Source organism: Arthrobacter sp. U41, from assembly GCF_001750145.1.
GTDB lineage: Bacteria > Actinomycetota > Actinomycetes > Actinomycetales > Micrococcaceae > Arthrobacter.
Genome location: NZ_CP015732.1, coordinates 2,359,067 through 2,373,143, shown reverse-complemented (window position 1 = coordinate 2,373,143; position 14,077 = coordinate 2,359,067). Strand labels below are relative to the sequence as shown.

Sequence of the window (14,077 nt, the reverse complement as noted above, 5' to 3'; positions counted from 1 at the left end):
TGCATTGGAGGCGTAAGGGCAAATGACGTCCCTCAACACGCACAGCGATCCGATTATTCTCGAGATGCGCTCCATCACCAAAGAGTTCCCCGGCGTTAAAGCATTGTCCGAGGTGAACCTGCGGGTAAAGGCCGGAGAGATCCACGCGATCTGCGGTGAGAACGGCGCCGGCAAGTCCACCCTCATGAAGGTGCTCTCCGGGGTTTACCCCTTCGGCACCTACACCGGGGACATCGTCTACCAGAGCGAAGTCCAGCAGTTCAAGGACATCCGGGCCAGCGAGCACGCCGGCATCGTGATCATCCACCAGGAACTCGCGCTGATCCCCGAGCTGTCCATCATGGAGAACATCTTCCTGGGCAACGAACCCACCAAGCGTGGCGTGATCGACTGGGCCGAGGCCCGGATCCGCTCCACCGAGCTGCTGGCCCGGGTCGGGCTCCGGGAGGATCCGGAAACCCCGATCAAGGAAATCGGCGTCGGCAAGCAGCAGCTCGTCGAAATCGCCAAGGCCCTGAACAAATCGGTGAAGCTGCTCATCCTGGACGAGCCCACGGCGGCCCTCAACGAATCCGATTCCCAGCACCTGCTGGACCTGATGCTCGGCCTGAAGGGCCGCGGCATCACCTCGATCATCATTTCCCACAAGCTGAACGAGATCGAGCAGATCGCGGACTCCATCACCATCATCCGTGACGGCAAGTCGATCGAGACGCTGGACGTCAAGGCCGACGGCGTCGACGAGGACCGCATCATCAAGGGCATGGTGGGCCGGACCCTGGAATCCCGCTTCCCCGCGCACGAGCCGAAAATCGGCGAAGTCTTCTTCGAGGTCAAGAACTGGAACGTCGGCCACCCGCAGATCCAGGACCGCCTGGTCTGCAAGAACTCCAGCTTCTTCGTCCGCCGCGGCGAGATCGTAGGCTTCGCCGGGCTGATGGGCGCCGGCCGCACCGAGCTCGCCCGCTCCGTCTTCGGCCGGTCCTACGGCCGCTTCCTCTCCGGGCAGATCTACATGCACGGCAAGGAGACCGAGCTCAAGAGCGTCAAACAGGCGATCGACGCCGGGCTGGGTTACGTCACCGAGGACCGCAAGACCCTGGGGCTGAACCTGCTGGATGACATCAAAGCCACCACGGTCTCGGCCAACCTGCGCAAGGTCAGTAAACACAATGTGATTGACGCCAACAAGGTCTTCACCGTCGCCGAGCAGTACCGCAAATCACTGCGGACCAAGGCCCCATCGGTGGAGGAGGGCGTGGCCAAACTCTCCGGCGGTAACCAGCAGAAGGTGGTGCTGGCGAAGTGGATGTTCACCGACCCCGAGCTGCTGATCCTGGACGAGCCCACCCGGGGCATCGACGTCGGCGCCAAGTACGAGATCTACGGCATCATCCAGCAGCTCGCCAACCAGGGAAAGGGCGTCATCGTGATTTCCTCGGAACTTCCCGAGCTGCTGGGGCTCTCGGACCGCATCTACACCATCTTCGAAGGCGCCATTACCGGCGTGCTCAACAAGGACGAAGCCAGCCAGGAAAGCCTCATGAAACTCATGACCTCGGCCCGCAAGACCGCCTGACCCGCTGGGGCCAACTGCTCCGAACCCTCCGCACACCCCGGAAACAAGGACTGAAACAATGAACGCGCTCAAGAAGCTCTTTGGCGGCAACACCCGCCAATTCGGCATGATCTTCGCCCTGGTGGCCCTGATCATCTTCTTCCAGATTGCAACCGACGGCCGCACGCTCACCCCGGGCAACGTCATCAACCTCTTCAACGGCAACTCCTACATCCTGATCCTCGCCATCGGCATGGTCCTGGTGATCATTGCCGGCCACATCGACCTCTCCGTTGGCTCGGTGGCAGCGTTCGTGGGCGTCTGCGTGGCCCTCTTCATCCGGGACTGGGGCATCCCCTGGTACCTCGGCGTCCTGATGGGGCTGCTGCTGGGCGTCCTGATCGGGGCCTGGCAGGGATTCTGGACGGCTTACGTCGGGATCCCGGCGTTCATTGTCACGCTGGCCGGCATGCTGATCTTCCGCGGCTTCAACCAGTACGTCGGCAAGTCCAACACCATCCCGGTTCCCTCCGACTTCCAGAAGATCGGCTCCGGCTACCTGCCCGAGGTCGGGCCCGACCTCGGCTACAACAACCTGACCGTGCTGCTGGGCCTGCTCGCCGTCGCCTTCGTGGTGTTCAGTGAGATCCGCTCCCGCCGCAACGCCAAGGCCCTGGGCGCCGAGGTGCCCGAAGCCTGGGTCAGCATCACCAAGCTGGTCCTGATCTGCGGCGCCATCCTCTACGCAACGTACCTGTTCGCCACCGGCCGGCCGGGAACGTCCTTCCCGATCCCGGGCCTGATCCTGGCGGCCCTCGTGCTCATCTACGGCTTCATCTCCTCCAAGACCGTCATCGGCCGCCACGTCTACGCGGTCGGCGGCAACCGGCACGCCGCCGAGCTCTCCGGCGTCCAGTCCAAGAAGGTCAACTTCCTGGTCATGATGAACATGTCCGTCCTCGCCGGCCTCGCCGGCATGATCTTCGTCGGCCGTTCCACCGCCTCGGGACCGTTCGACGGCGTCGGCTGGGAACTGGACGCCATCGCGGCCGTGTTCATCGGCGGCGCCGCGGTGACCGGCGGCGTCGGCACCGTGATCGGCTCGATCGTCGGCGGCCTGGTGATGGCCGTGCTGAACAACGGCCTGCAGCTGCTCGGCGTCGGCGCCGACCTGACCCAGATCATCAAGGGCCTGGTGCTCCTGATCGCCGTCGCATTCGATGTCTACAACAAGTCCCAGGGCAAGAAATCCATCATCGGCCTGATGTTCAAGAACTTCGGCCGCAGCAGCGAGATGAAGCCCGACGAAACCACCTCCACCAAAGAGGTCATCTCCAAGGGCGCCTAATCCGCTCCCTGTTCCGCTCCCTCACGATTCTCCGCACACCATCTAAAGAAAGTGAACCAAGCAATGCGAATGATTGGTAAAGCAGGAAAGGCAGCAGCAATAGCTGCTATTGCGGCACTGGCGCTGACGGCCTGCGGCCGTTCCGACACCGGGGCATCCGGCGGTTCCACCGCCGGCGGGGAAGCATTCCCGAAGGACTCCATGATCGGCGTCGCGCTCCCCCAGAAGACCAGCGAGAACTGGGTCCTGGCGGAGACGCTGTTCAATGACGGCCTCAAGAACGCCGGCTTCAAGCCGGACGTGCAGTTCGCCAACGGCGGCGTTTCCGAACAGCAGAACCAGATCAGCGCCATGATCACCAAGGGCGCGAAGGTCATCATCGTTGGTGCCATCGACGGCGCGCAGCTGGGTACCCAGCTGCAGCAGGCCAAGGACTCCGGCGCCACGATCATCGCCTACGACCGCCTGCTCCTGAACACCGCGAACGTGGACTACTACGTGGCCTACGACAACTTCAAGGTCGGTGTCCTCCAGGGCGAGGCGCTGCTGGAAGGCATGAAGGCCAAGAAGCCGGAAGGCCCGTACAACATCGAACTGTTCGCCGGTTCCCCCGATGACGCCAACGCGAAGGTCTTCTTCGATGGCGCCATGAGCGTCCTGAAGCCGAAAATCGACGACGGCACCCTCAAAGTTCTCTCCGGCCAGACGTCCTTCGAGCAGGCAGTCACCCAGGGCTGGAAGGCAGAAAACGCCCAGCGTCGCGCCGACACCCTGCTGACCGGCAGCTACGGCAGCGCATCGCTCGACGGCGTGCTGTCCCCGAATGACACCCTGGCCCGCGCCGTCCTGACCTCGGTCAAGGCAGCCGGCAAGCCGCTTCCGGTCATCACCGGGCAGGACTCCGAAGTTGAGTCCGTGAAGTCCATCATGGCCGGCGAGCAGTACTCCACCATCAACAAGGACACCAGCAAGCTGGTGGAGCATGCCATCACCATGGTCAAGGATCTCCAGGCCGGCAAGACGCCCGAGATCAACGATGACAAGTCCTACAACAACACGGTCAAGGTGGTTCCGGCGTACCTGCTGGAGCCGGTCATCGTGACCCAGGAGAACGTCAAGACGGCCTACGTCAACGATCCGGTCCTCGGACCGCTCACCAAGTAGTTCGTTCACCCGACGACAAGAGCCCCGGTTCCGCCTCCTGGCGGGCCGGGGCTTTTTGTTGCCCGGAGTTCCGGGCACCCTTCACAGCGGATCCATAGCTCGGGACTGTGATCCGCACAGCAGGCCGTACCAGTGTGGGATCTGCCGCCGGCCAACCCGTCCGGCCTGTAATCCCTAGGAGTCACGTGAGCGTCCTTGCCCGCAGTATCGGCAACGCCTTCAGAAACAAAGTCCGAACAGCGGCCGTGGTGGCCATGCTGGCGGTTGCCATCGGCCTCGCACTGGCCATGCTGGTGGCCAACCAGGCCGTCGCGGGGAAGGTCGCGGAACTCAACGCCTCGGTGGGCACTGTGCTTACCGTCAATCCCGCCGGCGGGCAGGGCTTCGAGGGCGGCGGCGAGCCGCTGACCGCGGAACAGGCCACAACGGCAGCCTCCGTGCCCAGCGTGAGCACCGTCGTCGGCACCAGGGCCCTCCGGCTGCGGAACGCCGACGCGGCTGCGGCCCAGACCGGGGCGGGCGGGCAGGGCGGACCCGGCGGGCAGGGAGGTCCGGACAGCCAGTCCGCCACCACAGTGACCACCAGCCTCACGGCCGCCGTCGACGCCGGCACGCTCGGCGCACGCAACCAGAGCGCGGAAGGCAGCACGGGAAGCTCCGGCACTTCCGGAACCGCTGCGGCACCCCCGGCATTCTCTGTACCGATCACGGCCACCGGGATCGGCGCCGAAGTGGACACCACCGGCAAGGCGCTGGAACTGACGCAGGGCACGGGACTCGGCGACTACACGGCGGCGTCCACCGGCGCGCTGCTGGGCACCACCCTGGCCGAGAAAAACGGCCTCACGGTCGGCTCCACGTTCACCATCAATAGCCAGGACTTCACCGTGGCGGGCCTGTTCGACGCCGGAACCTCCTTCGGCAACAACGCCCTCTACCTCACGCTCCCCTCGGCCCAGACGCTGGCGGAACTGCCCGGGGAACTGTCCACGATGATCGTCACCGTAGATTCCCTGGAGAACGTCGACGCCGCCAAGTCGGCGCTGCAGGCTGCGCTCGGCACCGGTGCTGCCGATGTCAGCCAGGGCCAGCGCAACCTTGAAACAGCGGTCAGCTCGCTGGGCAGTGTCAAGAACATCTCCTTCCTCGCCTTCGTCGCGGCTGTGGCCACTGCAGGCCTGATCATCCTGCTGATCATGGTCATGCTGGTCCGCGAGCGCCGCCGGGAAATCGGCGTGCTGAAGGCGATCGGCGCCCCGAACCGCACCATCGGCCTGCAGTTCGTGCTGGAGGCGCTCGTCCTCGTCGCTTTGGGCAGCGTGGTGGGTGCCGCCGTCGCGTCCTTCGCCAGCGGTGGTATCGCTTCGGCACTGATCAGCTCCAACACCACCGCTGCCACAACCGTTGCGGGCCAGCGCGCAGGACGGGGTGGCATGCCCGGCGGCTTGCCTGGTGGCGATCCAGGCAACCCGCTCGGCGGCGCCGGCCAGCTGCTGACGTCCGTGACCGCGAGTGCCTCCCCCGGCGTCATCGCTGCCGGGATTGCCGCGGTGTTTGGTGTCGCCATCGTCGGGGCACTGGTTCCCGCGCTGCTGACCGCCCGCATCCGTCCCATCGAAGTCCTCCGAGGAGAGTAGCCATGATTGAAGTCAAAAACCTGGTCCGCACGTTCAAGTCCGGCGACCGCACCATCAAGCCGGTCAACGATGTCAGCTTCGAGCTCGAGCAGGGCACCCTGGCCTCGATCGTGGGCAAGAGCGGCAGCGGCAAGAGCACCCTGCTGTCCCTCCTCGGCGCCCTGGACAAGCCCACCAGCGGGGACGTCCTCGTCAACGGCGTGAGCCTGGCCGGGATGCCGGACAGCAGGCTCACCGAGTACCGCCGGCGGGACATCGGCTTCGTGTTCCAGCAGTTCAACCTGATCCCCAACCTCTCCGCGCTGGACAACGTCATGCTTCCGATGGAGTTTGCCGGGACCAGGAAGGCGGCACGGCTGGAGCGTGCCCGGAAATTGCTGGAGCAGGTGCAACTCGATCCGGACAAGCACGTGCGGCGCATCAACCGGCTCTCCGGCGGCGAGCAGCAGCGCGTGGCGATCGCCCGCGCGCTGGCCAACTCCCCCAAGCTGATCCTTGCGGACGAGCCCACGGGCAACCTGGATGAACAGACCGGCGAGCACATCATCGAGCTCCTCAGTTCGCTGAGCCGTGACCACAACACCACCATCCTCGTGGTCACCCATGACCGCTCGCTGGCCAACAAGACCGACCGGCGGTTCCGGCTGCAGCAGGGCCGGCTAACGGAAGAGGTGGCGCGCGGCCGGATTGCGGCGGGATCCCCCGCCTAGCGCGCGGCTCACCACGACGCTCAACGCGCAGCTCACCACCGCCGGGGAAGCCGGGGCCACAGAAGACGGGTTGTCCCTTCAGCCCGTCCCCGGCTTCCGCGGCCAAAACCCCGACGCCCTCTCAGATTTCGGCGTGCTCACCCGTTTCCTCCGCCACCCGGGTGAGAGGATGACACCATGACCGCCCACATCGCCACGCCCTGGTTGTTCAGCCAGCCGGACCCCGATCCCCGCACGACCACCGGCGCCAGGCTGCGCTGGGGCGTCGTCGCCACCGGAGGAATCGCGGCGGCCGTGACCCGCGACCTGGAGCTCCTGGCCGACGCTGAGCTCTACGCGGTCAGTTCGCGCACGCAGGCGGCGGCGGATGCCTTCGCCGCCGATTTCGGCTTCGCCCGGGCCTACGGGGACCAGGACGGGCAGACCGGCTATGAACGGTTGCTCGCCAATGACGCGGTCGACGTCGTCTACGTCGCCACACCGCACGCCCATCACCACGAAATCGCCTTGGCGGCCCTGACCGCAGGCAAGCACGTGCTCTGCGAAAAAGCGCTCACCGTCAATGCCCGGGAAGCTTCCGAACTGGTGACCCTGGCCAGGGCCAAGGGCCTGTTCCTAATGGAGGCCATGTGGAGCCGCTTCCTGCCGAGCATGCAGCGGGCCTTCGAGATCGCCGCCTCCGGAGAGATCGGGGAGGTCAAATGGGTGGGGGCTGACCTGGGCTTCCCGGCCCCGTATTCGCCCGTCTCCCGCCTCTGGGCACCGAAGGACGGCGGCGGCGCCCTGCTGGACATCACGGTGTATCCGTTGCTCTGGGCCCTGGGCACCCTGGGCTTCCCGCAGACCGTCAGTGCCACCGGCTGGCTGAACGACGACGGCGTGGACGCACAGAACGCGCTGACCCTTGGCTACCAGCACGGCGCCCAGGCGCAACTGACCTCGTCACTCCTGGCGCATGGTCCACGGACCGCCACTGTGGCCGGCAGCGAAGGGTTCCTGCAGTCCATCGGCTCCATCAACAACCCCAGGGAACTCCTGGTCCGGGTCGGATTCGACGAACCCCGCAGCGAATCGTTCGACGTCGTGGGCCGGGGCTACAGCTACGAACTGCGTGAGGTGACCCGCTGCATCCAGCAGGGACTCAGCGAGAGCCCCGTGATGCCGCTGGAGGACTCGCTGAACACCATGCGGCTGTTCGACGGCGTGCGCGCCCAACTGGGCGTCAGTTACCCGAACGACGCCCGGTGACGGTGGTTTCCGGGGCCTGAATCCGCCCAAGTTTACGGTACGCTCTGGACTCGCCACCGCGCGCGGACTTACCCTATAGGCATCCGTCGAGCTTTCGGGGAAATGGGGTGTGCGCGTGGACCCAGCATCAGTCCCGTTGCGCGCGCGCTGCCTGCTCCGGCGGGTGCTTCTGGGAGGCGTCGCCGGCATCGCCTGGCTGGCGCTCTCCGCGACGGCTGCCAGCGCGGACGACGCCGCCACTTCTCCGGCTCCGGCCGCCGACGTCACGGTCACCTCGATCATCATCGTCCCCCTGGAACCCGACCCGGCACTCACCGACCCTGCGCTCTCCGACCCCGCGCTGATCGACCCGGCCCTGGCCGTTCCGGCACTAATTGACCCGGCGCTGGTTGACCCGGCGCTGTCCGTACCAGCGGTCATCCTGCCCCCTGCCGTGGCTGGCCCCACACCAGAGGCACCGCCGGCGGCTCTTCCGGTCCCGGCCACCGTGGACCCGGCCCCGGGCAAAGCCACCCCTGTCCACCCGGTTCACCCGGTTCACCCGGCCGAGCCCGTTGCTCCCGCACCAGCGCCGGCACCCGCCCCCGAACCCGTTATTGCTCCCGCACCAGCCCCGGCACCCGCCCCCGAACCCGTTGTTGCTCCCGCACCAGCACCCACAGCCTTCCCGACTTCAGCGCCCGCCCCGGAACCAACGACCGCACCCGCACCTGCGCCCGAACCGGTCACCCAACCCGCACCGGCCCCGACTCCAACCAGCCCCACGCCCGTCCCGTCTCCGGACCCGGAGGTAACGTCACCGGCTCCCACCCCGGATCCTGTCACGTCGCCGTCGCTGCCCGTCACCGAGCCAGCCCCAGCGCCAACGCTGCCCGTCACCGACCCGGCCCTGGATCCCACGTTGCCCGTCACCGACCCGGCCCTCCCGGCACCGGCGACTACCGACCCGCTGGTGCCGGCTCCCCTGGGCACGGACCCCCTGGGTACTGACCCGCCGGTGACCGGCCCGCTGCCGACGGAACCCGCCGTCACGAACCCCGCAACCACTGCAGACCCGGCCGTTCCAGACTTGGCGCTCCTTGACGTGGTGCTCCCCGCTCCGGTTCCCGTTCCGTTGGACCCGGCAGTTCCCGCCGTGACCGAAACTCCGGGGGACTGCGAAGTCAACGACGCGGTGCTCACCGCCCTGCAGGAGGCCGCCCCGGCGCCCCGATCTGAGCCCTTCGGAGGTGCTGTCTTCCTCCCGGTCCTTGACGGCCCCATCCAGCCGACCGCCGGTTCAGGACAGCACTCCGGAAGCGTGCCCCCGGCAGGTTCTGCCCCGGGAGGCAGCGTTCCGCCGGCACCTCCTGGCAAGGACGACCCGGTTCCCTGGCCCAACGGGACCGGTCTGCCTGCTCCCGATGCGCTGCCCGCAGCTCCCGGGTCTGGATCCGGAAACACCGTCTCGTCCGGTGGACCCTCCGGTGGAGCCGCCTGGCTTCCCAGCCCGTACTTCGTCCTTCCCACAGCCGGCGCTGATCCAATCCGTGGTCCGCTGCAGCACGTGCACTCCGCCGTCGCCGCCGATCCCGGTTCCTCTCCTGACTAGTTAGCCGTCTCTGCCCTCCACAGAGCACGGCCAATCGGGCTGCTTTGGGCGCCCGCCTACAGTCATTCAGGAGATCCCCAATGGACGCCACCGTCCCCTGCCGTAATTCCGGCAACCCTCTTTCCGCTGTCGCCTCCCCCAGCACGGGGCTAAGGCCTGCAGCTGCGCGCCAAGGAGCCGACCGGCCAGCCGGACCGCCGGCGCGCCGCAAACCGTCCCCTCAACATGAGGCACACCCCCCTTAGGGATGCCCCCGCCTCGCTGAGGTTTCGTGAGGTCGGAGCGAAGTCGTTGGGTCCGCTGGGGGACTCAACGGCACACACGCACCGGCAAAGCATCCCGTCGTTGGGTCCGCTGGGGGACTCAACGGCACACACGCACCGGCAAAGCATCCCGTCGTTGGGTCCGCTGGGGGACTCAACGGCACACACGCACCGGCAAAGCATCCCGTCGTTGGGTCCGCTGGGGGACTCAACGGCACACACGCACCGGCAAAGCATCCCGTCGTTGGGTCCGCTGGGGGACTCAACGGCACACACGCTCCGGCAGCATCTCCCCCGTGTGGCGGCCGTCGGTCCGCGGCCGCCATTCGGGAACCTGAAACCCGTCCCGGTATCATTCTTGAGAGGCGCCGCCGTGGCGCCCGGGGTAGTGGACGGGGAAAGCATGGACAGTTCGCCCAATAACGTCACGGCAGAGCTCTTGAGCGGCCGATACCAACTGGGGGAAGTGATCGGTCGGGGCGGAATGGCGTCCGTTTACAGCGCCAAGGACCTGAACCTCGGCCGCGACGTGGCACTCAAGCTCTTTGCCCCTCAGTCCGCGAATCCTGACGAACTCAGGCGTCAGGAAGCCGAGATCCAACTCCTGGCCGCCCTGAACCATCCGAGCCTGGTGACCCTCTTCGATGCCGGCACGGACACCCGTATCTCGGAGGAACCCCGGCCGTTCCTGACCATGGAACTGGTGGACGGGCAGGATCTCCGGGCACGGATCCGGCACAGCCCGCTGCCCCTGGACGAGGTCGCCGTCATCGGAGCGGGAGTCTCGGACGCCTTGGCCTACGTGCACTCACTAGGCATCATCCACCGGGACATCAAGCCGGCTAACATCCTGCTCGTTCCGGTTCGTCCCGGGGAGCCCCTGCGCCCCAAACTCACCGACTTCGGGATCGCCCGCATCATGGACGGGACCCGGCTGACCGCCACCGGCACCATGGTGGGGACCGCCGCGTACTTGAGCCCGGAACAGTCCCGGGGCGCTGAGCTGGGCCCGGGAAGCGACATCTACTCGCTCGGGCTGGTGTTGCTCGAATGTATCAAGGGCGACGTCGAGTACCCCGGCGGTGCCGTGGAATCCGCCGTCGCAAGACTGCACCGGGCCCCGGCCATCCCCGATTCCGTGCCCGCCGAATGGGCCAAACTGATCCGGGCCATGACGGCAATGGACCCCTTGGACCGCCCGTCCGCCGCGGACCTCGAAGTGGCGCTGCGACATGCCCTGGTCTCCCCCGGGTCCCTTCCCGGCCTGCTTGCCGAAGCGGGCACCCGGGTGCTGCCCGCCCCGCCGGCGCTGCCCCCGCGGCCGCCCTCCGCCGGCGCCGGCCCCGGCAGTAGCGCACCCACGGCTGCTGGCGGCGACAGCAGCGCCCGGACAAGGGCCATGCCCGTGCTCGACCCGGACGCCGTAACCACCCCACAGGCGAACCGAGGCACGTTGCCAGCCCGGGTCGCCTCAGGTTTCCGGCAGGCCCGGCGCCGCACCCGGATCCTGCTGTCCCTCGCGCTGCTGGCCGTTGCTGCGGGTACCGTGGCGGCCACCGTCGCCCTCGCGGCCCCGGAAGCACCCGACGTCGTACCCTATCCGGCCGTGACAGGCGACCTGGGGCAGCACCTCCAAGAGCTGCAGAAGAGTGTGGAACCATGAACCTGACCACCTTGCAGGCTTCCGGCACCCGGCGCGGCGGCTCGCGTCCGGTCATCGCCGGGCTCCTGGGCGCGGTGCTCCTCACCGGCATCCTGGCCGGCTGCGCCCCGGCCCCCGAGCTGGACCGCGACGCCGCGCGGCAGCTCCAAGTCCAGGTCCTTGCCGTGACCGAGGCCGCAGCCGCCAATGATCCGGCAGCGTCCTTGCAGCAACTCGACGGGCTTGTGCTGAAACTGGACGAGGCGGCCGCCCGCGGCGAAGTCTCCTTCAAACGGCACCAGAGCATCCGGGCGTCGGTTGAGACCGTCCGGGCGGACCTTACCGCCCAGCAGGCCGAAGCCGCCCGGGTTGCCGCCGAGCAGGAAGCGGCAGCACAGGCCGCCGCCCAGGCCGAAGCCGACGCCGCTGCAGCGGCTGCAGCGGCTGCCCCTCCCGCCGTCGCGCCCGCGCCGCCTGCCGACAATGGCAAGGCCAAGGGCAAGGGCAAGGACGACGACTAAGGCCGTTGAAGATCGGCAGTACATGACGGAGGGAGGAGCCCGCGGGCTGTCCGGTTGTCCGGATCCTTAGGTGCTATGCCCCCGCCGCCGGGAAGCGGTCCCACACCCGGTGTGCGGCGAGCAGCCCGGCGAGCCGGGCCACGACGTCGTCCGGCCCCTCTCCCAGGGCGATGCCCGCGGCGTCCGTCGGGATGCTGGCCCCGTCGAGGCACATGACGGCCGGGCCCCAGCCGCCGATTGCCTTCGCATGCCGGAACATCTCCGAAAGCAGCAGCACGACGCGCGGGTCCAGCGACGCCCCCGGCTCGCCGGCCTTGGCGTCCCGTCCCTGCGTGGCGTCTTTGGCCGGCGCACCCGAAGCGGCAACGACCACGGCGTCGAACTCGGTCGAACGGGCCGTGAGATAGGTCCGCTGGACCGGGATGCCGCTCTCGGCTCCGCCGAGGAAGCCTCCGGCCGGTGCGATCACGAGCGGCACGATCCCGGCGGCGTCCAGCGCCGCCCGGGCGCTCCGGACGGAGTCCAGGTCGCTGTCCTCGTCGGCGATGATGCCCACCACCCGGCCGGCCACCGGCCAGGAGCCTCCCAGCTGGGAGACCGCGGGGCTCAGGGCGGCGTCTTCGACCTGTTCGCTGGCCTGCGGGGCCGGCAGGCCGAGCCCGGCTGCCACTGCCGAGCACAGGGCCGGGTCGATGTTGGCCAGCGCCAGCAGCTGGCGCTGGCGGATGGTCTCCTCGCGGCACTTGCCCAGTTCGAAGGTGTACGCCTGGATCACGTGGTCCTGTTCCACCGGGGTCAGGCTGCGGAAGAACAGCCGCGCCTGGCTGTAGTGGTCCTCGAAGGATACGGGCGACTTCCGCTCCTTGACCGCGGCCGCGAGTTCTTCCGGGACGTCGATGAACGCACCAAGGTCGGCGCCGGCCAGGAACGGGCAGCCGCCGTCGAGCGAGTTCGGGTGGTAGGGCGCCGCTCCCCCGTGCACCGCCGTCTGGTGCATGCCGTCGCGCAGCATGTCGTTGACGGGGGCGTGCGGCCGGTTGATCGGAAGCTGGCCGAAGTTCGGGCCGCCCAGCCTGCTGATCTGGGTATCAATGTAGGAGAACAACCGGACCTGCAGCAGCGGATCGTTGGTGACGTCGATGCCCGGGACGAGGTGGCCGGGGTGGAAGGCGACCTGCTCGGTTTCGGCGAAGTAATTCACCGGGTTGGCGTTCAGGGTCATGATGCCGATCGGCTGCACGGGCGCCAGCTCCTCCGGGACGAACTTCGTGGGGTCCAGCAGGTCGATCCCCTCGAAGAACTCCTCCTCCGTGTCCGGGAAGACCTGTACGCCGAGTTCCCACTGCGGATAAGCGCCGGCCTCGATCGCGTCGGCGAGGTCCCTCCGGTGGAAGTCCGGGTCCATGCCGTTGATGAGCTGGGCTTCCTCCCAGAGCAGTGAATGGACGCCCTGCTTCGGCTTCCAGTGGAACTTCACCAGGCTGGTGGCGCCCTCGCCGTTGACGAAGCGGAAGGTGTGGACGCCGAAGCCCTCCATGGTGCGGAAGGAGCGCGGGAGGGCGCGGTCGGACATGTTCCACATGGTATGGGCCTGGGCCTCGGTGTGCAGCGAGACGAAGTCCCAGAAGGTGTCGTGTGCGCTCTGGGCCTGCGGAATTTCGCGGTCCGGGTGCGGCTTCGCCGCGTGGACGATGTCCGGGAACTTGATGCCGTCCTGGATGAAGAACACCGGGATGTTGTTGCCGACGAGGTCGAAGGTGCCCTCGTCGGTGTAGAACTTGGTGGCGAAGCCGCGGGTGTCCCGGACGGTGTCCGCCGAGCCGCGGGAGCCCAGCACGGTGGAGAAGCGGACGAAGACGGGCGTCTCGACGTCCTTGGCCAGGAAACCGGCGCGGGTGATGTTCGACGCCGAACCGTAGGACCGGAAGAACCCGTGCGCGCCGGCGCCGCGGGCATGGACCACCCGTTCCGGGATGCGCTCGTGGTCGAAGTGGGTGATCTTCTCGCGCAGATGGTGGTCCTGGAGCAGCACCGGGCCGCGCCGTCCTGCCTTCAGCGAGTGGTCGGTGTCGGAGAGCCGGAGCCCCTGGGCTGTGGTGAGGTAGGCACCGGACTGTGCCCGCGAGTTCACCGGCGCACCCGTGGGGGTGCCGGTCGGTGAGACGGCCTCCGGCCCCTGCTGGTCAGGCTTGGGCGGAAGCGGTTCCCGCGGCGTGGTGGGCTCCTCCAGGGCGGGCGGTTCCACGGACGCTGCGCCGGGGATCTGGATGTTGCTCTCTGCTGGCATGGGATGACTCCTCAGGGTAGGCAACCTTGGTCCCGGACGGGCGGCGGCCGCGTGGCGCCCCAGCCGAAACTAAGCGTGCTTAGTACCCTAAGTGACAGCCTCCGCGGA

Annotated in this window: 10 protein-coding genes; 9 read left to right on the top strand and 1 reads right to left on the bottom strand. The window is 67.7% G+C overall.

The features are described 5' to 3' along the window. Positions 1 to 22 precede the first annotated feature (22 nt). The 9 genes from mmsA (at position 23) to ASPU41_RS10825 (ending at position 11,682) form a co-directional block, all read left to right on the top strand. Positions 23 to 1,579, top strand: a complete 1,557-nt coding sequence (gene mmsA, locus ASPU41_RS10870) for a multiple monosaccharide ABC transporter ATP-binding protein (RefSeq protein WP_069950931.1) — start codon at positions 23 to 25, stop codon at positions 1,577 to 1,579. A 58-nt stretch (positions 1,580 to 1,637) separates the two neighbouring features. Then, positions 1,638 to 2,906: a multiple monosaccharide ABC transporter permease gene (gene mmsB / locus ASPU41_RS10865; RefSeq protein ID WP_069950930.1), complete on the top strand. Its 1,269-nt coding sequence runs from the start codon at positions 1,638 to 1,640 to the stop codon at positions 2,904 to 2,906. Between the two features lie 63 nt (positions 2,907 to 2,969). Continuing rightward, positions 2,970 to 4,070, top strand: a complete 1,101-nt coding sequence (locus ASPU41_RS10860; protein WP_069950929.1) for a substrate-binding domain-containing protein — start codon at positions 2,970 to 2,972, stop codon at positions 4,068 to 4,070. Positions 4,071 to 4,255: 185 nt separating this feature from the next. Continuing rightward, positions 4,256 to 5,707 (top strand): ABC transporter permease, encoded by a 1,452-nt coding sequence (locus ASPU41_RS10855; protein ID WP_069950928.1) that lies wholly within the window; start codon positions 4,256 to 4,258, stop codon positions 5,705 to 5,707. A gap of 2 nt (positions 5,708 to 5,709) precedes the next feature. Beyond that, a complete protein-coding gene (locus ASPU41_RS10850; RefSeq protein WP_069950927.1) occupies positions 5,710 to 6,417 on the top strand; it encodes an ABC transporter ATP-binding protein in 708 nt (235 codons plus the stop codon). A gap of 177 nt (positions 6,418 to 6,594) precedes the next feature. Then, positions 6,595 to 7,665 (top strand): Gfo/Idh/MocA family protein, encoded by a 1,071-nt coding sequence (locus ASPU41_RS10840; protein WP_069950925.1) that lies wholly within the window; start codon positions 6,595 to 6,597, stop codon positions 7,663 to 7,665. Positions 7,666 to 7,780: 115 nt separating this feature from the next. Further along, entirely contained in the window at positions 7,781 to 9,256 is a 1,476-nt protein-coding gene (locus ASPU41_RS23730; protein ID WP_157356983.1) for a hypothetical protein, read from the top strand. A 666-nt stretch (positions 9,257 to 9,922) separates the two neighbouring features. Then, positions 9,923 to 11,182 (top strand): serine/threonine-protein kinase, encoded by a 1,260-nt coding sequence (locus ASPU41_RS10830; protein ID WP_069952630.1) that lies wholly within the window; start codon positions 9,923 to 9,925, stop codon positions 11,180 to 11,182. After that, positions 11,179 to 11,682, top strand: a complete 504-nt coding sequence (locus ASPU41_RS10825; protein ID WP_069950923.1) for a hypothetical protein — start codon at positions 11,179 to 11,181, stop codon at positions 11,680 to 11,682. Before ASPU41_RS10830 ends, ASPU41_RS10825 begins: the two co-directional genes overlap by 4 nt. Positions 11,683 to 11,755: 73 nt before the next feature. Here the strand turns inward: ASPU41_RS10825 and ASPU41_RS10820 are convergent, their stop codons facing one another. After that, on the bottom strand, positions 11,756 to 13,969 hold the full coding sequence (locus ASPU41_RS10820; protein ID WP_069950922.1) for a catalase: 2,214 nt from the start codon (positions 13,967 to 13,969) through the stop codon (positions 11,756 to 11,758). Between the last annotated feature and the right edge of the window lie 108 nt (positions 13,970 to 14,077).